This is a genomic window from Flavobacterium sp. RHBU_3 (assembly GCF_046613565.1).
Classification (GTDB): Bacteria; Bacteroidota; Bacteroidia; order Flavobacteriales; family Flavobacteriaceae; genus Flavobacterium.
In genome coordinates this window covers 349833-372028 of the sequence record NZ_JBKJHC010000003.1, presented here as the reverse complement: position 1 = coordinate 372028, position 22196 = coordinate 349833, and the positions used below count along the sequence as shown (strand labels likewise).

Genomic DNA, 22196 nt, shown 5'->3' with positions numbered 1-22196 from the left:
ATTGCTTACTCTCCCTTTTCAGATTGAGCAGTTTCGCTTTCCAGTCTTTGCTGCTCCAGCTTTTCTGCTAGTCTTTTTTCTATAATGGGTACTATGAGCGTTTTGCGTGGTTTTGTTTTTACAAAAGGGTATAACTCAATGGCACCGGCCATCTGTTCGCTGTCTTCAGTATATTTATTAATACCCACGAGTACTTCTTTACCATTGTTAAACAATTCTTGCTCATGGGCTGCGCTCTGCTGTATTTTCCTTTGCAGGTTGCCGGTTTTTAGTTGTTGCAGCAGTCCGCCACCAGCCTCGATTTCCTTAAACAGTACCAATGCCTTCTCGGCCAGTTGTGCTGTAAGTTCCTCTATATAATAAGTTCCTTCAACGGGGTTAGGTGTTGTGCCCAGGTTGCTTTCGTGTTTCAATATCAGCAATTGGTTTCGGGCAATACGATCTGAAAATTCATTGCTTTTCCTGTACAGTACATCATAAGGCAGATTTACTACTGTATCGGCACCGCCCAATATGGCTGCCGTACATTCGGCAGTGGTACGTAACGAGTTTATGTTGCTTTCGTACAGGGTTTTGTTGCGTCGGGTAGGGGTAGCCAGTATATGACAGTTTGAGTCAGCATCGTATTCTTTTGCTAAAGTCGCATATAGAATACGCATGGCACGCAGCTTGGCAATCTCAAAAAAATAGTTGCCTCCTACAGACATTTCTAGTACTAATGGTTTTGTGCCATAGCCCAGGTTAAAATATTCATTGGCATGTGCAAGTGTGTAGGCCAGTTGCTGTACCATATTGGCTCCGGCATTTTGGTACAGGCTGCTGTTAACACTAACTACACTAATATTAGGGCAATTATTGGCTATCTCTTTTAATTGGGTGAAATTATCGCCACCACCATACCAGTTACCTTCTTTAGCTAAATACCCTATAGGGTCTGCCATAAGATAATACTGCGCCTGTTTAGTTGCGGCTACTGTATCAAGCTTTTTAGCAAAATCAGTAGAAAGGGATTTTAAATAGAAATAAGCAGGTATATTACTGTCCAGTCCTTGCAGTAATAGGGCTGCGTCAGTGTCGGTATTGGCTAAGGTAAAACGTATGGCTTCGGCACCGCGCTGCACAGTAGATTGTGCACGGGCAGCGCTTTTAGCTACATCCTGTACATAAATGTCTTGCCCAATTTTAAAAGGGGTGGTTATTACAAGGGTTGCCAAAGGGGCTTTCGCTTCGGCTGAATGGTAAAAGGGCTTTACTTTAATACCTTCGGCGCTTTCCCAAACTAGTGTTGCATTATAGTCCAAGCCTTCCAGTTCATACTGAATCTTTTGCTTCCAAAGTTTAGAAGACACTGCACCGAATTCATTGAAAAGGTTGCTGCCCATAGAAAATAATTTATAGAGATGTGGTGTCTTCTACCTTAGGGGCATCTTCTTCAAACTCTATGATGTATATATCCTCGTCATCGCGCTTCATATAATATTTTTCGCGGGCATAACGTTCGGTTTGGTCGCCATTTTTTAGTTGCCTTATGGCAGTGCTGTCTTCTTTTATTTCGTGGGTGTAGTATTCTTTTTTATCTTCAAGTTTCTGTATTTCCTTATTTAACGAACGATGTTCAAAATAGGAGTAATTATCCAGGAAAATAAGCCATAACCCCACAAAAACCATAACCAGCACATAGCGGTTACTCAATACCTTAAGTACCGGATATTTTGAAAATAAACTTTTTTTTTCTCCTTCCATGGTCTGTACTTCAAGATAGGTTTTATCGCTTTTGCTAATATATTAAATTTTTTATCGCTTTGCTTATCAGGATTGTGTTAAGCCAGATAATGGCCGTTTATTTATAATATCCTTTGGTTTATTACAGCACGCACCACATCAATAGCTACCGTATTGTATTTGTCATTCGGAATAATAATGTCCGCATAAGCCTTAGTAGGCTCTATAAACTGCTCATGCATTGGTTTTAGGGTGCTTTGGTAGCGGCTAAGTACCTCTTCCATATCACGGCCACGTTCGGCTATATCACGTCTCATACGGCGAATAAGCCTTTCATCCGGATCGGCATGAACAAACACCTTAATATCAAAAAGCTCTCTCAGTTTCGGGTCGGCCAGTATCAATATACCTTCTACAATCATTACTTTACGTGGATGTGTAAGTATGGTATCGTCTGTACGGTTATGCGTTACAAAAGAATACACCGGCTGCTCTATGGCTTTGCCTTCTTTCAGTTCCTTAAGATGGGTATACAGCAGGTCAAAGTCTATGGCACGTGGGTGGTCAAAATTGATTTTGGCACGGTCTTCATAACTAAGCGAACTGTTGTCCCTATAGTAGTGGTCCTGAGACAGTACACCCACTTCGGTAAGTGGTAACTGGTTCATAATTTGGTGTACTACAGTGGTTTTTCCGCTTCCGGTACCACCGGCTATTCCAATAACGAGCATTTTATTTTGGTATCTATGTTTTTGCAAAAGTAGCAAATATAGGAGTGTATTGGCAATGATTGTGAAATAAACTTATCTTTGGTATATGCAAAAGAAAAATTACCGTTTTTTACCTAAACCTGTTATGAAAAACCTGTTAACTGTTGTTTTCACTGTGCTGTTTTTTAGCCCTGCTATTGCGCAGCGTCAGCAACAGGAAGTTATTTACCACGTGTTCCAGCGCAGCTTTTTTGACAGCAATGCCGATGGAAAAGGCGATCTGGAGGGCATCCGCCAGAAGCTGGACTACCTGCAAAAAACGGGTGTTACCAGCATACTGCTTACACCACTGTACACTTCAGATTTTTACCATAGCTATTTTGCCGAAGATTTTGAGCATATAGACCCGGCATACGGTTCGCTAAAAGAATACCGTACGCTGGTGCAGGAGGTACACCGCCGTGCCATGAAAATATATCAGGACGTGGAAATGCAGTATGTTACTGCCGACCATCCGTGGTTTAAGGAATCGTACAAGAACCCGGCATCTAAGTATAGCCCTTATATTTTTTACCTCGACAAAAAGAACGAAAAGCCCTGGTATTTTATGGGGGTACCCGAATTTACCACCTACGACAATCAAAAACAGCAGCTTGTTGTAGTAAACATGAAAAGCCAGCAGGTAAAAGACTATACCCTGAAAATGCTGAAGTACTGGGCCGACCCCGATGGCGACGGTAATTTTAACGACGGCGTAGACGGTTTCAGGTTAGACCATGCCATGGACAACCTGGACAACGCAGGCAGGCTTACCAACCTGTTTAAGGATTTCTGGGCGCCGATACTGGCCAGCCTGCGTAAGCAAAATCCTAAACTTATTTTTGTGGCAGAGCAGGCCAACTGGGCTTCGTACGGATATGAGTACCTGAACAAGGCTACGGTAGACCGCGTGTTTGCCTTTCGCCTGTGGGCAGCGGTTTCTAAATTTGACAAGAACGAAATTATAAAGGCAGCCGACAGTACCTTTAACTATCTGCCGAAGGGTAAGGAACAGGTGGTGTTTATAGAAAACCACGACACCAAACGCTTTGCCACTACTGTTGGCGGTAACATCAGCAAGGAGAAGGTAGGTGCTGCACTTAATGTGCTGTTGGGTGGCGTTACTGCCATTTACTACGGCCAGGAAATAGGCATGCAGGGCGAACAGGGCAAAGGTGCTACCGATGGAAACGACATCCCGCTGCGTGAGGCATTCGACTGGTACAAGAGCAGCGAGGGTGCAGGTGTGGCCAACTGGTACAAAAATACCGGTTCGTGGTGGGACAATCGCAATGCAAAACCCGATGATGGTATATCAGTAGAGGAACAACAGGCCGACCCTAACTCACTATACAATTACTACAAGGAATTGTTGCGCATAAGGCGAATGGAAGAGGCATTTAGTGATACTAAGTTTACCAATGTACCGAATGCCAACCCTAACGTGCTTACCTTCATTAAAAAAGGAAGCCGCAGGCCAGTGCTGGTGATGATAAACCTGGGCGGTAACGAGGAAGCTGTAACGATAGACGACCCGAAACTGAACCTAAGCGCCACTAAAGTAATATTGGGTGATGATTTTAAATTCCCGATGGGCGGTACAACGGTAATCATAAAGCCCTATGGTGTACAGGCCTGGAGGTTATTGTTTGATTAGTGCTATTGCATCACTTTCTTCACGTCCTGTAATTACTTCGTCAGTTCGGGCACAGCCCTCGTGTTAAAGCGAAGCGCGGCAATCTTTTCAATAGTTTTTTGTTTTATCACTTTGTTCAATTATAACAGGCCGGTTCCGCGCGTTTATTCATTGCGTTTTTCAGGCTCTGTCATTGCGAGCGCAGCGCGGCAATCTATCTTTCACTGCTACAAAAATTCTTCAATCCTGAAGAATAAATCCTCCCATTCAGGATTAATGGATTCGATAAGTTGAACTTTCTTAGCCCTTGAGCCGGATTTAATTTGCTTCTCGCGTGCTATTGCATCTTCAATCATGAGGAATGATTCAAAGTACACGAGTTTGTTAAGGTTATATCTTGATGAAAAAGCATCAGGGTAACGTTTTTGTTTATGTTGTTTTATCCTTTCATGCAAATCACTCGTCACCCCTGTATAAAGGGTTGTATTGGTATAATTGGTTATTATATATACAAATCCGGGTTTCATTATTGGTTGATTTATCTGCAAAATACAAAAAAATATAGATTGCCTCGCTGCGCTCGCAATGACGGAACGTGAAAAACGCAGTGTTTAGCTAGTCCAATCCGGTGCGTCATTGCGAGCGCAGCGAGGCAATCTATTTTACAGTCACAACTTTAAACGACAAAGGCTGCCCGAAATAATCAACGGGCAGCCTTTGTTGGTTTATATACTACAGCAAAGCTCTATTTATAAAACTCAGGGGTAGGGTTAAGCGACTTGTTTTGCCACTGGTGCCAGTACGGGTAAATGGGCGGTACAGTACTCGCTTCATCCAGTTTTTTAACCTGTGCAGTGGTAAGGTTCCAGCCCACAGCGCCCAGGTTCTGGTGTAATTGCTCTTCCGTCCTTGCACCGATAATAATGCTCGATACCGTAGGGCGTTGCAGCAGCCAGTTCAACGCCACCTGCGCCACACTTTTGCCGGTTTCTTCCGCTACCTCGTGCAGGGCATCTACGGTGTTGTAAAATACTTCCTCATTTACCACCATTTCAGGTACGGGGCTGCCGCCCTGGGCTACGCGTCCGTCCTGAGGGATGGGTTTGTTACGCCCGTATTTACCGCCCAGCCTTCCGGCAGAAAGCGGCGACCATACCAGTGCACCCACCTTTTGGTCGATACCCAGCGGCATCAGTTCCCATTCGTACTCACGATTGGCTAGCGAATAATATACCTGGTGGCCTACGTAGCGGCTCCAGCCATATTTTTCGGCAATGGCCTGCGACTTCATAAGGTGCCATCCCGAGAAGTTAGAAGCCGCAATGTAACGCACTTTGCCGCTTTGCACTAAATCATCAAGGGTACGCAGTGTTTCCTCCACGGGCGTATTGCCGTCAAAACCATGCATGTGGTAAATGTCTATATAATCGGTGCCAAGGCGCTTCAGGCTGCCCTCTATCTGTCGGGTAAGGTGGAAGCGCGACGAACCCTGGTTGTTCGGTGCATCGCCAAAGGTAAAAGTGGCCTTGGTAGAAAGTAGCAACTTATCGCGCTGGTGCCCGGCAATAGCTTTGCCCAGTACTTCCTCCGAAATACCGTCTGAATAAATATCGGCGGTATCAAAAAGGTTTACACCCGCGTCCATACAAATGTCTACAAGGCGTGTAGCTTCCTCTGCCTGCGTGCTTCCCCAGGCTTTAAAAAAATCATTTCCCCCACCAAAAGTAGCGGTACCGAAACTCAGTACAGGAACCTGCAGGCCCGAAGCACCCAAAAATCTGTATTCCATTGTGTTTTGTGGTTTTAGTTTTTATTGTGATGTGTACTATTCAAATACAAATTTCAGCAACATAACTAAATTTAACTTGTAGTTTTATTACGTATACTTGTAAATTTATGATATGTATTAGCCTGATGTAAGTTCTCTAAAAAATCCATGAAAATTACATCTTAAAGATACTACTATCCATCCATTAAAAACGAAAAATTTACGCAAGTCTACAAGAAAACTTACTATTAAAGTTTTTGTTTCTTGTTGATTAACAATTGTTTAATTTAAGTTTTAAGTTTCTGAAACGATTTCGTTAGTCTAAACTTATATTTTTAGCTGTTTGATAAACCTAATTAAAAACCAGAGCTAAAAATGATTAAAATGTTGCTTTTGGAAAAGCGCTTCCTGGCGTTTTTCCTGATTTTTGCTGCTGTTTGCAGTGCACAGGTGCCCTACACCCTTACACACGGATTCGGCGGTCCTTCAGGCCTACCCACAGGTATTTCTATTGTTTCTTATGATGGTGTTACATCGTGTGTAACTACTTCTAACGGGGGCAATGCTGTAACCACCCTTGTATTGCAGGCGCAACCCGGGTACAGTTTTACAGTAACCTCTGTAAATGGTACAGGGGTACGTAGTAATTCAGGGCCAACTAATTTCAATTTTAAAGTTACTAATAACGGCGTAGCTACCGGCCCTGTAAGCGTGGTGGCTGGCTCATCGAGCTGTAGTGGTGGTACTGCTATTAGTGAACTTGCCGTGCCTGAAGCTAACCAGTTGGTTACATCGGGCAATACCATAACCATAGCCGTGCAGCGCGCGCCGGGCTCTACATCGGGACTTGGCTACAGCCATGCCAAGACACTGGTTATTGCAGGTGAGGTAAGCATAGCCCCACCTTTTGCAACACCGGCTACTGAGCTTACAACAGCAGGTTTTACAGCCAACTGGAATGCCGTAACCGGTGCCACAGGCTACCGTGTTGATGTAAGTGATACTCCAAGTTTTGCCAATATTCTGGAAGATTATGACAACGTAGCTGTTAACGGATTGTCTCTTTTTGTACACCTTGGTATACAACCAAACACTACCTATTATTACAGGGTAAGGACTGAGATAAACGAAATGATTTCGGCTAACTCTAATGTGATAACCGTAGTAGTGCCTGCCTGCGGTGTAGTAGAACAACCTGTTGCTGCTGCGCAGATGTTTTGTGGAAGTGCCACTGTGGCTAACCTTGTAGCCACAGGCGCCGGAACCATAAAATGGTACGGTAGCGAAACGGCTACCGAAGCACTTGCATCAACTGCGAGCCTAACTACTGCTACGTATTATGTTAGCCAGGTGATAGCCAACTGCGAAAGCGAGAAGCTTCCGGTGGTGGTTACCGTTAATGAGATACCGGTTGCCCCTGAAGTTGCTGCTACACAGTATTTTTGTGGTGCTGCTACGGCTAACCAATTGGTTGCAACCGGAACAGCCCTGCTTTGGTATACCGATGCTGCCGGGGGTACTGCCATTACTGCTGAAACTGCTCTTGAAACGGGAGACTACTATGTTTCTCAAACCATAAACGGTTGCGAAAGCCCACGCGCACTAACACAGGTTACCATTATCCCTATACCTGCTGCTCCGGTTGCAGAAGCCCAATTGTTTTGTGGTTCGGGTACTGTGGGCGGACTTATGGCTACAGGCGACAACCTGAAATGGTATGCTGCTGAAGCTGATACCACTCCACTTGCTGACGATGTAGCCCTTGCTACTGCTACCTATTATGTAAGCCAGACGGTAAACGGCTGCGAAAGCCCTAAATCTGCTGTGGCTGTAACGGTTAATGAAGTGCCTGAGCTTCCTGTGGCTGTGGCCCAACAGTTTTGTGGTTCCGGGTTTGTGTCTGGCCTTGTTGCCGAAGGTGCTGCCGTAGTGTGGTATGCTAATGAAACCGATACTACACCACTAACTGTAGATACCGCCCTTACTACTGCTACCTACTATGCTACGCAAACCATAGGCGGCTGCGAAAGCCCGCGCCTTGCTGTAGTGGTAACGGTATACGATATCCCTGCGGTGCCTACTATTGCCCCTCAGGTATTTTGTGGTGAAGCCCTTGTAAGCGACCTTGCCGTAACCGAAGGTGCATCGCCACTTTACTATACAACTCTTACAGGTGGTGAAGCCCTTTCTACAGATACTGCACTGCAAACGGGTATTTACTATGTATCTCAAACGGTGAACAATTGTGAAGGTGCCCGTGTGGCGTTCCTTGTTATTATAAATACAGTTCCTTCTGCTCCGGTAGCCCAGGCCCAATACTTCTGCGGAAGCGCTACTGTGGCTGAGCTGATGGCTTCGGGTAACGGTATACAGTGGTACGCTACTGAGGCCGATACCACCCCGCTTGCTGCCGATGCAGCCCTTGCTACCGGTACATACTATGCATCTCAAACCATTACGGCCTGCGAAAGCCCTAAAACTACGGTAACCGTTACCGTACACGAAGTTGCCACTGCCCCTGTGGTTGAAGCCCAAACGTTTTGTGGCACTACGCAAGTGAGCGATTTAATAGCTACAGGCGAGGATGTAATGTGGTATGCTACCGAAGATGCTGTTACACCGCTTAGCCCTGCTGCTGCCGTTGCTACCGGCACCTACTACGCTACCCAAACCACTAACGGCTGCGAAAGCCCACGTACGGCTGTTGAGGTTATTGTTAATACCGTACCTGAGGCGCCTGCTGATGCTACTGTAATACTTTGTGGTGATGCTGTTGTAAGTGATATTATAGTAGAAGGCGATAACCTGCAATGGTATGCACAAGCTACAGGTGGTGAGGCTCTTGCCGAAGATACTGCTATAGAAGCAGGACTTTCTTTATACTATGTTTCGCAAACGGTTAACGGCTGCGAAAGTGCCCGTACTGCTATTGCTGTGACTTTAACTACTGTTGCCCAGCCTGAAGGCGAAGCCGACCAAAGTTTTGTGTCGGGTGAAACTATTGCATCACTTGAGGTTACAGGTATTGCTATAGTATGGTATGCCGATGCAGACCTTATCATGCCGTTGACTGAAGATACTGTTTTAGAAGATAATACAATCTACTACGCCGTTTCGGTGCAGGGCGATTGTGAGAGTGAGGCTTTGGCTATAACTGCCCATATAGACCTTGGTACGGATAATGTGAACGGTAAACTGTTTACACTATATCCTAACCCGGTACGCAATGTTATGAACATTAATGCGCAGGACAATGTTCGCCGCGTGGTTGTGTTCAACCTGCTGGGCCAACAGGTACTGGAAGTTGCGCCCCAAACCACAAACGCTGCAGTAGACCTTTCGGCACTGCAACCGGCTGCTTACCTTGTAAAAGTGGAAACTGTTTCGGGTACGCGTACTGTAAAAGTGCTTAAGGATTAATTTTTTAGTTACCTGATTATAATAAACAAAGGCTCCTTTTTGGAGCCTTTGTTGTTATTTGCGCTTTTCCATTTCGAGCGAAACGCAGTGTAGTCGAGAAATCTCTTTAATTAAAGTCCTGAGATTTCTCCATTTCGCTTCGCTTCAGTCGAAATGGAAGGGGAGTTCCCTTATATTATCGTATTTCTTCAGACGTGAAGAACAGCTTTACGCTTGGGTATTTTTGCTGTGCCATCTGTATAGAGAATTCAGAGTCGGCAAGGAATACCAGCTGGCCGTATTTGTCTTTGGCCATAAACTTCTGCTTTATCCTTGCAAATTCCAGGAACTCGGCATTCTTAGGGTCTTCCGGCCTTACCCAGCATGCTTTATATGCCGGGAAGTTCTCGTAGCTACACTTGGCACCGTATTCGTGCTCCAGCCTGTACTGGATAACCTCGTACTGAAGTGCGCCCACAGTACCGATAACCTTACGGTTGTTCAGTTCCAGGGTAAACAGCTGCGCCACACCCTCGTCCATCAGCTGGTCGATACCTTTTTCAAGCTGCTTGGCCTTCATCGGGTCGGCGTTGTTTATGTATCGGAAATGCTCAGGCGAGAAGCTCGGTATCCCCCTGAAGTTCATGTTTTCGCCTTCGGTAAGGGTATCTCCAATTTTAAAGTTGCCCGTATCGTGTAAACCTACAATATCACCCGGGTAAGATATATCCACAACCTCTTTCTTTTCCGCAAAGAACGCATTCGGGCTACTAAATTTCAGGTTTTTGCCCTGACGCACGTGCAGGTACGGCTTGTTTCGCTCAAAGGTACCCGAAACAATTTTTACGAACGCAAGGCGGTCGCGGTGCTTAGGGTCCATGTTAGCGTGTATCTTAAATACAAATCCGCTGAATTTCTTTTCGTCGGGCTCTACAAGTCGAGTATCGCTTTCTTTAGGGCGAGGTGTAGGGGCTATTTCTATGAAACAGTCCAATAGTTCGCGTACCCCGAAGTTATTTAATGCCGAACCAAACAATACCGGTTGCAGCTTACCTTCAAGATATGCCTGACGATCAAACGGAGGGTATACTTCGTCTATCAGTTCCAGTTCTTCGCGCAGTTTTTCTGCAGGCTTGGCACCAATAAGCTCATCAAGTTCGGGGTTATTAATATCGTTAAACGCTATGGTGTCTTCAATATCCTTACGGCTATCGCCGCTAAACAGGTTAATGTTCTTTTCCCAGATGTTGTATATCCCCTGGAAATCATAACCCATACCTATCGGGAAACTCAGCGGGGTAACCTTAAGCTGAAGTTTTTGTTCCACTTCGTCCATTAGGTCAAAGGCATCCTTACCTTCACGGTCCAGTTTGTTTATAAATACCAGCATGGGAATATTCCTCATACGGCACACCTGCACCAGCTTTTCGGTTTGTTCCTCTACACCCTTTGCCACGTCTATTACCACAATAACACTATCTACCGCGGTAAGCGTACGGAAGGTATCTTCTGCAAAGTCCTTGTGACCCGGGGTATCCAGGATGTTTATTTTTTTGTCTTTATAGTTAAAGGCAAGTACCGATGTAGCCACCGATATACCACGCTGGCGCTCTATTTCCATAAAGTCGCTGGTAGCGCCCTTTTTAATCTTGTTGCTTTTTACGGCACCGGCCTCCTGAATAGCCCCACCGAAAAGAAGTAGTTTTTCGGTAAGGGTGGTTTTACCGGCATCGGGGTGCGATATGATACCAAAGGTTCGCCTGCGTGCTATCTCGTCTATAAAACTCATTTCAACTTATTTGTTTGAGAGTGCAAAAGTACACTTTTAAGTCATAAAGTCATAAAGTGTGAAGTTGTAAAGTAGGGGTGGAGAGATTAATACCGTTTATTGTGTATTAAAAAGTTTGGGACAAAAAAAAACCACCTAAAAATTTTAGGCGGTTTTTCTGATTTTTAGGCGGGTGGTTATGCCACTCCCAGTAATTTAACTTCATTTCTTGCAACAAATCCTGTTACGTCCTGAAGGATTTCGATACCGAGAATCTCGAAAGGGCGCTGTAGCAGCAGCCCGTTTGCATCTAGATAATCCAGTACAAGCTCATCGAAGCTTTCAGGATGCAACGAAATAGCAATGCTATCGGTCAGCTCGTTGTCAACAATGAAATTTTGCATAGCGTCAAGGGTAATTTTCTCCATAAGCTTTAATTTTAGGTTAAGGTAAAATTACATTTTTGCATGAATTATGTAAGGTGTAAAATGTTAAAATTTAATAATTTAACATTTGAATATCTTTTTTGTTGTTTTTTACGATGTGAATACTGTTAAAATTTCAAATAAAATTAAATTTTCACATCTTAAAATAATATCATTTTTTCAAACTTTTATGCAATAGGGTATCGTTTGATGAAATTTATTTAATAAATATATCGCCTCTTTACAATATTATTTAGAATTGTACGTTTCGGCGTTTTAAAACCTGAAATCTACAAGCCCCTTTCCTGTATCGCCTTTTTTAGGGGTTTGGTTTTCAGTGTTGTTCCAGTTTATTGTAGGATATTTCTTTTCAAATTGAGGCAAGTCTTTGCCAAAATAGTCCGCAACAAAAATTCTGGGCTCTCCTTTTACTACTTTATCTACATAATTTAGGTTGCCAAAATAGGTAATGCCACCTTTTTTTATCTCGAAAGGAATGGCAAATGTATCGCTGTAGCTAACTTCTCCTGTTGGCCCTAAACGGTTCAGGTAAGTATAGTTAGTAAAAGCATAGTTGCCTGCTTCGCGTTCTATAACAACAAGGTAAGTTTTAGTGTCATCAAAATCGCCTTTCCAGCCTCTTTGTTCTTTTTGTCGGGTAATAATCATTATTTTTCCGGCATTCTCTTTTTTAAAGGATTTATCCCCAGAGGTGGCTTCATAAAAAAAACGGTAAATTTCATTAACCGGTATATCCCCCTCAAAGGTAATGGTGCCTATAGCCAGTCCTTTTTCGGGAGAGGGCTGCAGTTGTATTGGCGACGCATAGGTGGTAGCCTCCTTACCGCCACATGATATCAATATTATAGATGCCGAGATAAGTGCAAATAGTTTTTTCATAATTAATGTGTAAAAATGGTATTTAGCAAATGTACAGTACTTAGGTGCTATCCCCAAGGTATAGCCGCTGTTAAAATTTCTGTTTATTATAAATGTAAAATATTCTTTTAAACAAAAAGCCCCACGCTTAGCGTGGGGCTTTCCTTTTCCATACAAGCCGTGCTTACAGGAAAATATACAATAACCTGATGCTTACGGCAACTGCTATAGCTACCTGTATGTAAACCATCATTGTATTTTTTGTCTTAAAAGAACGGTAATATGCATACCTCTTTTTGTTGTAGCGCTCGTCTACTGCCGCCTCAAATCCGGCAAATGTCATTAACTTCTTCATAGCGTTCTCCAATTATGCATTAAACTTCTCCATAAATATACGTGGAAAGTTTCTTAAAAGTATGAGGTTGTGAGATTTTTGTGAATTTAATGCTTGAATTTAACATTTTTTATGATTTTCTGTTTTTCATATAGCTTGAAAAGCTGTTTTTGTAATTAGACGGCTTTCAATTACCTTTGCGGCTTTATAAAACAAAACAGTGGGCAAACAGGTAGTGGTATTAATAGGTGGTCCCGGTAGTGGAAAAACCACACTAATAGAAAAACTTACAGAGCAGGGGTATATGTGCTATCCTGAAATTTCGCGCGAGGTAACACTTGAGGCGCGCAAGCAGGGGATAGAACAATTGTTCCTGGAAAAACCATTGTTGTTTAGCGAATTGCTTTTAGAAGGACGCAAAAAACAGTTTCATAACGCACTTGCCGAAGAAGCTGAGGTGGTGTTTATAGACAGGGGAATTCCGGATGTGCTGGCCTATATGCATTATATAGGAGACTCGTACCCACCGTTTTTTGACCAGGCGTGTAAAGACCATGTGTACCATAAAATATTCTTTTTGCCGCCATGGGAAGAAATATACACTGCCGATGAAGCCCGCTATGAAAATTATGAGCAGGCCAAGCTAATATCGCTACACCTGCAGGAAACCTACCGTAACTATGGTTACGATCTTATTGAAGTACCAAAAGATACGCCCGAAAGCAGAATTCTTTTTATCTTAGGGCATCTTTTTAAATAGTATGCAGCAGGCTTTACAAGTCCTAAAAAAATACTGGAACCACGATAGCTTCAGGGCGCCGCAGGAGGAAATTATAACCTCAGTGCTCAGCGGCCGGGATACTTTTGCCCTTATGCCTACGGGTGGTGGAAAATCAATTTGTTTTCAGGTGCCGGCCATGATGCAGGATGGGCTTTGCCTGGTGGTGTCGCCGCTTATTGCCCTGATGAAAGACCAGGTGCAAAACCTTCAAAAAAGAGATATTAACGCCATAGCACTTACAGGTGGTATTAGCGAAGATGAAATAAGTAACCAGCTTGATAATTGTAAGTTTGGCGGTTACAAATTCTTATACCTTTCACCGGAACGTTTAGAATCGGACTGGATTATAGACCGTATAAAAGAACTTCCCATAAATCTTGTGGCTATTGATGAAGCACACTGTGTATCACAATGGGGACACGATTTCCGTCCGGCTTATCTTAAAATTTCTTTGCTCAAAAAGCATTTGCCCAAAGTGCCTTTTATTGCGCTTACGGCTTCGGCTACACACAGGGTGCAGGAAGATGTAATAAAGCACCTGGGGCTAAATGATCCACAGGTATTTAAAAAGTCTTTCGCACGGCCTAATATTGCCTATATGGTTTTTGAGTGCGAAGACAAGCTTACGCGCCTGCAACAAATACTTACTAAGAATACAGGTTCGGCTATTGTATATGTGCGAAACCGCCGTGCCTGCCATGATGTTTCTCGTCAGATGCAGTCTATGGGGTTTACTGCTACTTACTATCACGGCGGGTTAAAAGAGAAAGAAAAAACGGCTAATATGCAGGCGTGGCTACAAAATGACTGCCAGGTGGTGGTAGCTACAAACGCTTTTGGAATGGGGATAGACAAACCAGATGTAAAAACCGTAACCCATATACAGCTACCCGAAAACCTGGAAAGCTATTACCAAGAGGCAGGCCGTGCAGGCCGAAACGGCGAAAAGAGCTTTGGTGTGGTATTGATGCATCCTACAGATATTACTATGGCTAAAGGTCAGTTTATAGATGGACTGGCAGACAGGGCTTTCCTGAAACAGGTATACCTTAAACTTAATGCCTTTTTACAGATAGCTTATGGCGAAGGTCCCGGTGAGGTGTATCCTTTTAATTTTAATGATTTTTGTAAAAAATATAATTTCCCAGCTGTAAAGGCATATCATACGTTACAGTTTCTAGACAGGCAGGGTGTGCTTACACTTTCGCAGGAGTTTACAGAGAAGGTGTATGTACAGTTTATCATCCCCAGTAGGGAAGTGGTGCGCTATACCAGCCTTAACCCGGCCGATGAGGAGGCCATACTGGTATTGCTGCGCAGCTATACGGGTATCTTTGATATGGAAACGGCTGTTAATGCCGGTATGGTAGCTGCAAAGGCTAAGATTTCGATTGATGTATTTATGCAAATGCTGCGCCGGATGGAAGCCCAGGGAGTACTTTCATTACGGGCATTGGGAAATGACAGTAGTATTGTGTTTAACGAAGTGCGAGAAGATGATCATACCGTAAACCGTATAGCCAAGTACCTTGAGCAGCAAAACAGTATCAAGAAAGAACAATTTGAAAGTGTGGTGCAATACATAACTGATACTACCCATTGTAAGAGCCGCCTGATACTTGAATATTTTGATGAAGAGGTAAAAGAGGACTGCGGTATTTGTTCGTATTGTATTACCCAAAAAAGGCAAATACAAAGCCCTATTGAAACTGCTACGGCCATATTAGGCTTGCTTGGGCAAAAGCCGCTATCTTCGCAGGGAATAGGGCAGGAGCTTGATTTATTGCCTGAAGAGGTGGTGCAGGCCGTACAACTGCTTTTAAATGCCAGGAGAATAACAATAAATACCAATAACGAATATATACTTGTATAATGAACAAGCTTAAGATAGTTTTTATGGGTACACCCGAATTTGCAGTGGGTATACTCGATGCCATTTACCAGCGTAATTATGATATTGTAGGTGTAATTACAGCACCCGATAAACCGGCAGGGCGTGGGCAAAAAATTAAGTACAGCGCTGTAAAAGAATATGCGCTGGAAAAAGGACTGAACCTGTTGCAGCCCACAAACCTTAAAGATGAAGGCTTTTTGGGCGAACTGAAATCACTTGGGGCAAACCTGCAGGTGGTAGTGGCATTCCGTATGCTACCAGAGGCGGTATGGAAAATGCCTGAATTAGGTACGTTTAATCTGCATGCATCATTATTGCCGCAGTACAGGGGGGCAGCTCCTATAAACTGGGCGGTAATTAACGGCGAAGAGCGTACCGGGGTTACTACTTTTTTCATAGACGATAAAATAGACACCGGTGCCATGATACTTAAGGAAGAGACTGAAATAGGTGCGAACGAAACCGCGGGTCAACTTCATGACCGACTTATGGAGCTGGGCAAGAATGCTGTGGTAAAAACATTAGTGCTTATAGAAGCAGGTAGTGTACAAACAACCCTGCAGCCGCAAGACGGAGATGTAAAAACAGCTTATAAACTTAATAAGGATAATTGTAAGATAGACTGGAACAGGCCCGGCCAGGAAATTTATAACCAGATAAGAGGGCTGTCGCCTTACCCTGCTGCATGGACATTTATTGCCGATAAGGGTGAGGAATGGAATGTAAAAGTATACGAGGCTGAGTTTGAAAAACATGAGCATTTATTCCCAGCAGGGAAGCTTACTGTTGTAAATAAAAAGATTGTTGTATATACAACTGACGGTTTTTTGGTTTTAAAGAGCCTTCAGTTTCCTGGAAAACGCAGGATGAATGCAGCAGAACTGCTTAATGGTATGGTGTTTACAGAAGAAGCAAAGGCGATTTAATACGATATTTTACGATGATTTTTAGAGAATTTTAATAAAACAAGTATGTTTATTAACATTATGGAAAAAGTTATCAACAATTAAAGTCAAATCATCATTATTTACTTGCGTCGTTCGTAAATCCTGTTAAATTTGTAGGACAGGAATTGGAAAAAAGATATTTTTAACCAAACAATTAATTACTTTTTATTATGAACAAATCAGAATTAATCGACGCTATTGCAGCAGATGCAGGTATATCTAAAGGCGCCGCAAAAAAAGCACTTGAGTCATTTGTTTCAAACGTGAGCAATGCTCTTAAAGATGGCGGTAGGGTATCACTTGTAGGCTTCGGCTCATTCTCTGTTTCAGGCAGGGCTGCAAGGGAAGGAAGAAACCCTCAAACAGGTAAATCTATCAGCATTGCTGCTAAGAATGTGGTTAAATTTAAGCCAGGTGCCGAACTAGACGGACACGTAAACGGTTAAACCTATTTACAAGATACTGAAAAGCTTCCCTCTAAAAGGGAAGCTTTTTTTTTAAAACTCTGTAATTTTTTTTTGAACCTGACTTTTTTTTGTTAAATTTAGTTCAAATTGCAAGAGTATGATTTCACTAAAACCCCAGAAAGGTTATCTGCTTGTGGCAGAGCCTTCAACAATAGGAGATCTTTCTTTCAACAGGTCGGTAGTGTTGCTGGCTGACCATAGCGCTGAGGGTTCGGTAGGCTTTATCCTGAACAAACCTCTCGATTTTACCATTAATGATCTCATTCCTGAGATTAATGCCCACTTTAAGATATACAATGGAGGCCCGGTAGAGCAGGACAATTTGTATTTTATACACAATGTACCCGAACTTATACCGGACAGTATTGAAATATCTAACGGTATATACTGGGGCGGCGATTTTGAACTGGCTAAGGATATGATAAACCAGGGAAAAATCAGTAAGGGTAATATCAGGTTTTTTCTGGGATACAGCGGATGGTCTGCAAACCAGCTTGAGGAAGAGCTGGAAGACAGTTCGTGGATTGTGTCGCACAACAGCTACCAGCACCGCATTATTGGAAAATCGAGCAATGCATTCTGGAAAGAAAAGATTTTGGAGTTGGGCGGCGACTACATTATATGGAGTAATGCCCCCGAAAATCCGGCTTTAAATTAACCAACAATTTTTAACCAAGTCTTACTTTGGCATTCAGGCGTTTAACAATTTCCGGAGAAAAAATAGCAGTAAATTCTTTTTTGCGGTAGCGCGTTATGGGCTGCACGCCTGTAATTACATTGGTTATAAACAGTTCGTCTGCCTTTTGCAGGTCAAACGGCGATATAGAAGCTTCTGCTACTTCAATTCCTTCTGTTTTACGGGCAAGTTCCAGTATTTGTTTGCGCATTATGCCGTTAAGGCATCCGTCAGTAATAGGTGGTGTTATCAGTTTATTTCCCGTAAGCATAAACAGGTTGCCGTGCTGTGCCTCAATTACATTTTTGTCGTCGTTTATCATCAGGCAGCTGGCATAGCCGTTTTCATGGGCAAAAATGCTAGCTGTAACGTTTAAAATGCGGTTGTTAGTCTTCAGGGTAGATATAAGCTGTTTTGAGATGTAGAAGTCCTTGTATAACTCTACTTCATACTCGGCCTCAGAAATACTGTAAAGAGCATCCTGTAGCGGTTCGGCTTTAATTATAAATTCAGTTTCGCGTGTGGCAGGCATATACTTTCCTCCGGGTTTCCTGAAAAAAGTAATACGCACGCGGTATGATGGAGCAGGGGCTAATTGAGATACAAGTATGCTTACCTGTTCCTGCAGGTATTCCATAGTGAAGTGTAGCGGAATTTCCATACGTACAATACGTACCGATGCCATTAACCTGAAATAATGGTCTTCCAGAAAAAGTATTTTTCCGTCCAGTACCTTAAAGGTGTCAAAAACGGCATCACCGTACAAAAATCCCCTGTTTTCTTCAATTGCTATGGCCGCATCATCAGTAAGGCCACCGTTGTAGTTAATCATAAAAAATGCCCTGAAAAAATTCAGGGCAAATATACTCTATAATATTGTAAAACCTTAAACCGATCCTAAAACATGTTTCAGGTCAGAAATCTGGTTTTCCCATAATTGCTTAGATTCCTGTACGTCGTCCTCTTCTGCAAAATCTACTACCAGTAACGATACGTCTTTTGTGATTTCGTCTACCAAAATACGTAGCTCAAAAAAGTAATCACCGTCGTTGTTGTTTTCGTCTACCCAACGGAATTTTACCTTTTCACCGTTCTTTTTAGAAGAAAGTCGTGCTTTTTCTTCTGTATCGTTCCAGATAAAGGTAAAAAATTCACCACGTGAGTTTACGTTATCGGCAAACCACTCAGAAAGGCCGGAAGGTGTAGATATATATTGGTAAAGCAGTTGAGGCGAAGATGTTATCGGAAATTCCAATTCATACTTTATTTTTTCGTCCATGCGTCAAATATTTTTGGAAATATATAATTTTTAACATTCAAAAAAAAACATTTGAAAAAATAATTTTTTTGCGACAAATATGTTTGGACAAATTGAATAAAGTACTATATTTGCACCCGCATTCAGCAAGCAAATAGCTTGTAAGAATAACCGAAAAATGGCGAGGTAGCTCAGTCGGTTAGAGCGCAGGATTCATAACCCTGAGGTCACGGGTTCAACTCCCGTCTTCGCTACTAAAATCCGAAAGAATTTTCTTTCGGATTTTTTATTTTATAGCATTCTGGTTATCAATGATTTCTTCCGGTTATCCCTAAAAATTGACAGCCGAATCATAACCTTCAAGGTCATCCAATAGAGTTTGTACGTATGTATTCCTGAAACTTATCCCGGTATTGGTCTGCCACTGTAATACGCTGTTTGTTTATTATTACCTGGTTGCGTTCTATAACCTCAACTTTGTCTAAGGCTATAATAAACGACCTGTGCACACGCATAAACTTATCAGCAGGCAGTTCTGCTTCCAGTGATTTAAGGCTCATTAACGTTAAAATCGCTTTCGGTTGGTTTACCAGCCATATTTTAATGTAGTCTTTAAGGCCTTCAAAATACAGTACCTCATTCAGCATTATCTTTAGCTGACGGTATTCTGATTTTACAAAAATAAACTCCTTAGCAGGTTCAGTTGTTACTGTTTCTGTAGTTATGGTAAGAGGTGGAGCAGTGGCAGACTGGTTTTCTACCATCTCAAACCACTCCTTGGCCCTGAGTGCCGCATTATAAAACTGGTCGAACCCAAAGGGTTTCATCAGGTAATCCAGCGCACGGGCTTTAAATCCATCCAGGGCATACTCATTAAAGGCCGTAGTAAAGATAACACGGGTACGTTGCGGCAGCGTTTTAGACAATTCTATACCCGTAAGCTCCGGCATTTGTATGTCCAGGAATACAAGGTCTACCGTTTCCTCATTTACCGCCTGTAATGCCTCAAACGCATTACTGCACTTGCGTACCAGTTGCAAGAACGGTGTTTTAAGCACATAGCTTTCCAGCAGTGCCAGTGCCATAGGCTCATCGTCAACAATAATACACTTTACAAGTCCGCTCATTATAGTAAAATTCTTTAGTACAAGTTAGTACTTTTTTGCCAATAGATAATATATAAAGGAACCCGCAGCAATTCCATAGAATGACTGCGGGCATAAAAAACCAACCAATTATTAACCTAATTTCAATGTAAGCCTTGCTGTATACTCATTTCCCTCTACCCCCTTGTTAAAGGTAAAACTGTCAGGGTAAATAAGTTCAAGCCGCTTTTGTATGTTTTTAAGACCAATGCCACTTCCGCTGCGGTCTGTTTCATTTTTAGGATGATTGCCGTTACGCGTTTCAAAGTGCAACCAGCCATCGGTAAACCGCATGGAAATGTGTATGCGGTTTTGCTTTGTTGCCGAAATACCGTGCTTAAACGCATTTTCTATAAGCGGAATAAGCAACAGCGGTGCTATTTGTGCCTCCTCCGGAATTTCTTCAAAATCGGTTTCTATAACCGTATTTGCAGAGGTGCGCAATTGCATTAGTTCTATGTATCGTAATAAAAATTCTGCTTCCTTGGTAAGGCTCACCTTTTCGGTATTTGATTCGTATAGCAGGTACCTCATCAGGGTGCTTAGTGCCAGTATGGTAACTTTCGCTTGTTCAGGCGATATGTCTACCAGTGCATAGATATTGTTTAGCGAGTTAAAGAAAAAGTGCGGTTGCAACTGGTACTTCAGGTGTTCCAGCTCCGATTGTAAACGCGCGTTTTCACTCTCCTTGCGCTCTGCTTCCGTTTTTATCCAACGTTCAAAAACGCTGGCTGCAACTGCTATTGCCCACGGAATAAGAAACGATATACTGTCAAAATAAATAAAGAATATTACCGGTGGCCTCTGTCTTGGGCCATTGTCATCGGGCACAAAAAAGAACTCGCGCGCCCACATCCTGAAGCTGACAAACAATGCTATAAGCGCTATGTTTATTAAGAAATACAACAACCTTTTTTTCCGGAACATAAGCCTATCCGTCAGCCACAGATAGTTGATGTAAAACAAAAGGGCAGATAGCACCAGCGGAACGATTACCCGCTCAGCTACAACCATTACATTCAGGTTTTGAGACGAGGCGAGCAAGTAAGGCAAGCAAAACAATGCCAGCCAAACCAGTGCGTGAAGCAATATCCTTAAAAACCTGTTTTTAATCAGTTTATTCATAGCGCAATGCGGTTATAGGATCGAGTGCGGCGGCGTTCTTAGCCGGGTACCAACCAAAGAAGATACCTGTTACAGCACATACGGCAAATGACAGTGCCAGTGAATATACCGTAACGCTTACCGGCCACCCGATGAGTGATATTACAAATGTAGCACCTAATCCTAAAAGTACACCTATAATACCGCCGGTTACGCTTATTATTACGGCTTCGGTAAGGAATTGCAGCAGTATGTCGCTGCCACGGCCACCTACAGCCATACGCAAGCCTATTTCGCGGGTACGCTCTTTAACCGATACGTACATAATGTTCATAATACCTATACCACCTATCAATAACGATATACCGGCTATGGCTACAAGTAGTACCGTAAGCATTTCGCTGGTAGAACTGAGTGTGGTGATCAATTCTTGTTGTGAGAACACGTTAAAGTCGTCATTTACGCCTTCGGCAAGTTTATGGTCGGCACGAAGTATGGTTGTTATTTCATCAACAGCCTTCTCGGCAGCATCTTCACTTACGGCGGATGTTACAATAGATTGCAGATAGGTTACTGCCAATATCCTTTTTTGTACCGAAGTGTAGGGCGCCAGTATTACGTCGTCCTGGTCCTGACCAAAAGTATTTTCGCCTTTTTCAGACAGTACACCGATAATTTTAAACGGAATGCTGTTAAAACGAATGGTTTTACCAATAGGGCTGCTGCCATCGGGGAACAGGTTCTCCGCCACCGTTTGCCCTATTACAGCCACCTTAGCCGATGACTTTACGTCCTGGTCTGTAAACATGGTGCCGTCTTTTACACTCAGTACGCGTACCTCTAAGTATTCGGGCGCGACGCCGTAAATGGTAGTAGGCCAGTTGTGCGAACCGTTAATGGACTGTCCGCTGCTGTTTACCATAGGCGATGTATTTTCTACCAGCTTAGCGTCTTTTTTAATGTTGTCAAAGTCGGTCATGGTAAGGGTTTGCATGCTGGAAGGATCCTGGCGTACACCACCCATCATACCTGCGCCTGGGCGTATGGTAATCATGTTAGACCCCATACTCGAAATTTGCGTTTTTATACTCTGCTTAGAGCCTTCGCCTATGGCTAGCATGGCTATTACCGATGCCACACCTATAATAATGCCCAGCATGGTAAGAAATGCCCTCATCTTATTTAGCTTAAGTGCTTTGAAGGCTATTTTTATAAGATTGCTAAAATTCATGATTGTGCATTTT

Annotated in this window: 21 protein-coding genes and 1 tRNA gene; 8 read left to right on the top strand and 14 right to left on the bottom strand. The window is 43.0% G+C overall.

Annotated elements, in window-relative coordinates; genetic code table 11:
* Nucleotides 1-5: 5 nt before the first annotated feature.
* The 3 genes from ACLI1A_RS05995 to udk form a co-directional block, all read right to left on the bottom strand.
* The gene (locus tag ACLI1A_RS05995) at nucleotides 6-1382 is read right to left on the bottom strand and encodes a methylmalonyl-CoA mutase subunit beta (protein WP_411407124.1); all 1377 of its coding nucleotides are present in this window, start codon (nucleotides 1380-1382) and stop codon (nucleotides 6-8) included.
* A 10-nt stretch (nucleotides 1383-1392) separates the two neighbouring features.
* Entirely contained in the window at nucleotides 1393-1743 is a 351-nt protein-coding gene (locus tag ACLI1A_RS05990) for an FtsB family cell division protein (protein ID WP_411407122.1), read from the bottom strand.
* Nucleotides 1744-1844: 101 nt separating this feature from the next.
* Complete coding sequence (gene udk / locus ACLI1A_RS05985) at nucleotides 1845-2453, bottom strand: uridine kinase (protein ID WP_411407120.1); 609 nt, start codon at nucleotides 2451-2453, stop codon at nucleotides 1845-1847.
* 124 nt (nucleotides 2454-2577) lie between these two features.
* On the opposite strand from udk, the gene ACLI1A_RS05980 reads away from it, so the two are divergent.
* Entirely contained in the window at nucleotides 2578-4128 is a 1551-nt protein-coding gene (locus tag ACLI1A_RS05980; RefSeq protein WP_411407118.1) for an alpha-amylase family glycosyl hydrolase, read from the top strand.
* Nucleotides 4129-4334: 206 nt separating this feature from the next.
* Here ACLI1A_RS05980 and ACLI1A_RS05975 read toward each other — a convergent pair whose 3' ends face one another.
* Complete coding sequence (locus tag ACLI1A_RS05975; RefSeq protein ID WP_411407116.1) at nucleotides 4335-4634, bottom strand: GIY-YIG nuclease family protein; 300 nt, start codon at nucleotides 4632-4634, stop codon at nucleotides 4335-4337.
* Nucleotides 4635-4852: 218 nt separating this feature from the next.
* Complete coding sequence (locus tag ACLI1A_RS05970; RefSeq protein WP_411407114.1) at nucleotides 4853-5896, bottom strand: aldo/keto reductase; 1044 nt, start codon at nucleotides 5894-5896, stop codon at nucleotides 4853-4855.
* Between the two features lie 354 nt (nucleotides 5897-6250).
* Between ACLI1A_RS05970 and ACLI1A_RS05965 the strand changes: the two genes are divergently transcribed.
* Complete coding sequence (locus ACLI1A_RS05965; protein WP_411407112.1) at nucleotides 6251-9295, top strand: T9SS type A sorting domain-containing protein; 3045 nt, start codon at nucleotides 6251-6253, stop codon at nucleotides 9293-9295.
* A gap of 175 nt (nucleotides 9296-9470) precedes the next feature.
* Here ACLI1A_RS05965 and ACLI1A_RS05960 read toward each other — a convergent pair whose 3' ends face one another.
* From ACLI1A_RS05960 to ACLI1A_RS05945, 4 genes are all read right to left on the bottom strand, one after another.
* Nucleotides 9471-11063, bottom strand: a complete 1593-nt coding sequence (locus ACLI1A_RS05960; RefSeq protein WP_411407110.1) for a peptide chain release factor 3 — start codon at nucleotides 11061-11063, stop codon at nucleotides 9471-9473.
* A gap of 176 nt (nucleotides 11064-11239) precedes the next feature.
* A complete protein-coding gene (locus ACLI1A_RS05955; RefSeq protein WP_411407108.1) occupies nucleotides 11240-11470 on the bottom strand; it encodes a hypothetical protein in 231 nt (76 codons plus the stop codon).
* A gap of 273 nt (nucleotides 11471-11743) precedes the next feature.
* A complete protein-coding gene (locus tag ACLI1A_RS05950) occupies nucleotides 11744-12367 on the bottom strand; it encodes a hypothetical protein (RefSeq protein WP_411407106.1) in 624 nt (207 codons plus the stop codon).
* A 163-nt stretch (nucleotides 12368-12530) separates the two neighbouring features.
* Nucleotides 12531-12701 carry a hypothetical protein gene (locus tag ACLI1A_RS05945; RefSeq protein ID WP_411407104.1) on the bottom strand — a complete coding sequence of 57 codons (171 nt, stop codon included), beginning with the start codon at nucleotides 12699-12701 and terminating at the stop codon, nucleotides 12531-12533.
* A gap of 199 nt (nucleotides 12702-12900) precedes the next feature.
* On the opposite strand from ACLI1A_RS05945, the gene ACLI1A_RS05940 reads away from it, so the two are divergent.
* From ACLI1A_RS05940 to ACLI1A_RS05920, 5 genes are all read left to right on the top strand, one after another.
* Nucleotides 12901-13440 carry an AAA family ATPase gene (locus ACLI1A_RS05940; protein ID WP_411407102.1) on the top strand — a complete coding sequence of 180 codons (540 nt, stop codon included), beginning with the start codon at nucleotides 12901-12903 and terminating at the stop codon, nucleotides 13438-13440.
* A gap of 1 nt (nucleotide 13441) precedes the next feature.
* Nucleotides 13442-15334, top strand: coding sequence for an ATP-dependent DNA helicase RecQ (locus ACLI1A_RS05935; RefSeq protein WP_411407100.1), 1893 nt, complete (start codon nucleotides 13442-13444; stop codon nucleotides 15332-15334).
* Complete coding sequence (fmt, locus tag ACLI1A_RS05930) at nucleotides 15334-16281, top strand: methionyl-tRNA formyltransferase (RefSeq protein WP_411407098.1); 948 nt, start codon at nucleotides 15334-15336, stop codon at nucleotides 16279-16281. The genes ACLI1A_RS05935 and fmt overlap by 1 nt, the downstream gene beginning before the upstream one ends.
* Nucleotides 16282-16472: 191 nt before the next feature.
* Nucleotides 16473-16748, top strand: a complete 276-nt coding sequence (locus tag ACLI1A_RS05925; protein WP_411407096.1) for an HU family DNA-binding protein — start codon at nucleotides 16473-16475, stop codon at nucleotides 16746-16748.
* Between the two features lie 118 nt (nucleotides 16749-16866).
* Nucleotides 16867-17427, top strand: a complete 561-nt coding sequence (locus tag ACLI1A_RS05920) for a YqgE/AlgH family protein (protein ID WP_411407094.1) — start codon at nucleotides 16867-16869, stop codon at nucleotides 17425-17427.
* Between the two features lie 10 nt (nucleotides 17428-17437).
* Here ACLI1A_RS05920 and ACLI1A_RS05915 read toward each other — a convergent pair whose 3' ends face one another.
* Together ACLI1A_RS05915 and ACLI1A_RS05910 are read right to left on the bottom strand one after the other, a co-directional pair.
* Nucleotides 17438-18277 carry an aminotransferase class IV gene (locus ACLI1A_RS05915; protein ID WP_411407092.1) on the bottom strand — a complete coding sequence of 280 codons (840 nt, stop codon included), beginning with the start codon at nucleotides 18275-18277 and terminating at the stop codon, nucleotides 17438-17440.
* Nucleotides 18278-18331: 54 nt separating this feature from the next.
* Entirely contained in the window at nucleotides 18332-18724 is a 393-nt protein-coding gene (locus ACLI1A_RS05910; protein WP_411407090.1) for an START-like domain-containing protein, read from the bottom strand.
* A gap of 159 nt (nucleotides 18725-18883) precedes the next feature.
* On the opposite strand from ACLI1A_RS05910, the gene ACLI1A_RS05905 reads away from it, so the two are divergent.
* Nucleotides 18884-18957 (top strand) — tRNA-Met (locus tag ACLI1A_RS05905).
* Between the two features lie 111 nt (nucleotides 18958-19068).
* Here ACLI1A_RS05905 and ACLI1A_RS05900 read toward each other — a convergent pair.
* From ACLI1A_RS05900 to ACLI1A_RS05890, 3 genes are all read right to left on the bottom strand, one after another.
* A complete protein-coding gene (locus ACLI1A_RS05900) occupies nucleotides 19069-19830 on the bottom strand; it encodes a LytR/AlgR family response regulator transcription factor (RefSeq protein ID WP_411407088.1) in 762 nt (253 codons plus the stop codon).
* 111 nt (nucleotides 19831-19941) lie between these two features.
* Nucleotides 19942-20973, bottom strand: coding sequence for a sensor histidine kinase (locus ACLI1A_RS05895; RefSeq protein WP_411407086.1), 1032 nt, complete (start codon nucleotides 20971-20973; stop codon nucleotides 19942-19944).
* The gene (locus ACLI1A_RS05890; protein ID WP_411407084.1) at nucleotides 20966-22183 is read right to left on the bottom strand and encodes an ABC transporter permease; all 1218 of its coding nucleotides are present in this window, start codon (nucleotides 22181-22183) and stop codon (nucleotides 20966-20968) included. Before ACLI1A_RS05890 ends, ACLI1A_RS05895 begins: the two co-directional genes overlap by 8 nt.
* Nucleotides 22184-22196 lie beyond the last annotated feature (13 nt).

Coding starts and splice junctions, on each gene's coding strand:
- ACLI1A_RS05990 (WP_411407122.1), bottom strand. CDS start 1,743: ATGGAAGGAGAAAAAAAAAGTTTATTTTCAAAATATCCGGTACTTAAG.
- ACLI1A_RS05975 (WP_411407116.1), bottom strand. CDS start 4,634: ATGAAACCCGGATTTGTATATATAATAACCAATTATACCAATACAACC.
- ACLI1A_RS05960 (WP_411407110.1), bottom strand. CDS start 11,063: ATGAGTTTTATAGACGAGATAGCACGCAGGCGAACCTTTGGTATCATA.
- ACLI1A_RS05900 (WP_411407088.1), bottom strand. CDS start 19,830: ATGAGCGGACTTGTAAAGTGTATTATTGTTGACGATGAGCCTATGGCA.
- ACLI1A_RS05895 (WP_411407086.1), bottom strand. CDS start 20,973: ATGAATAAACTGATTAAAAACAGGTTTTTAAGGATATTGCTTCACGCA.
- ACLI1A_RS05925 (WP_411407096.1), top strand. CDS start 16,473: ATGAACAAATCAGAATTAATCGACGCTATTGCAGCAGATGCAGGTATA.
- ACLI1A_RS05920 (WP_411407094.1), top strand. CDS start 16,867: ATGATTTCACTAAAACCCCAGAAAGGTTATCTGCTTGTGGCAGAGCCT.
- ACLI1A_RS05890 (WP_411407084.1), bottom strand. CDS start 22,183: ATGAATTTTAGCAATCTTATAAAAATAGCCTTCAAAGCACTTAAGCTA.
- ACLI1A_RS05995 (WP_411407124.1), bottom strand. CDS start 1,382: ATGGGCAGCAACCTTTTCAATGAATTCGGTGCAGTGTCTTCTAAACTT.
- ACLI1A_RS05965 (WP_411407112.1), top strand. CDS start 6,251: ATGATTAAAATGTTGCTTTTGGAAAAGCGCTTCCTGGCGTTTTTCCTG.
- ACLI1A_RS05970 (WP_411407114.1), bottom strand. CDS start 5,896: ATGGAATACAGATTTTTGGGTGCTTCGGGCCTGCAGGTTCCTGTACTG.
- ACLI1A_RS05910 (WP_411407090.1), bottom strand. CDS start 18,724: ATGGACGAAAAAATAAAGTATGAATTGGAATTTCCGATAACATCTTCG.
- ACLI1A_RS05950 (WP_411407106.1), bottom strand. CDS start 12,367: ATGAAAAAACTATTTGCACTTATCTCGGCATCTATAATATTGATATCA.
- ACLI1A_RS05915 (WP_411407092.1), bottom strand. CDS start 18,277: ATGATTAACTACAACGGTGGCCTTACTGATGATGCGGCCATAGCAATT.
- udk (WP_411407120.1), bottom strand. CDS start 2,453: ATGCTCGTTATTGGAATAGCCGGTGGTACCGGAAGCGGAAAAACCACT.
- ACLI1A_RS05980 (WP_411407118.1), top strand. CDS start 2,578: ATGAAAAACCTGTTAACTGTTGTTTTCACTGTGCTGTTTTTTAGCCCT.
- ACLI1A_RS05945 (WP_411407104.1), bottom strand. CDS start 12,701: ATGAAGAAGTTAATGACATTTGCCGGATTTGAGGCGGCAGTAGACGAG.
- ACLI1A_RS05955 (WP_411407108.1), bottom strand. CDS start 11,470: ATGGAGAAAATTACCCTTGACGCTATGCAAAATTTCATTGTTGACAAC.
- ACLI1A_RS05935 (WP_411407100.1), top strand. CDS start 13,442: ATGCAGCAGGCTTTACAAGTCCTAAAAAAATACTGGAACCACGATAGC.
- fmt (WP_411407098.1), top strand. CDS start 15,334: ATGAACAAGCTTAAGATAGTTTTTATGGGTACACCCGAATTTGCAGTG.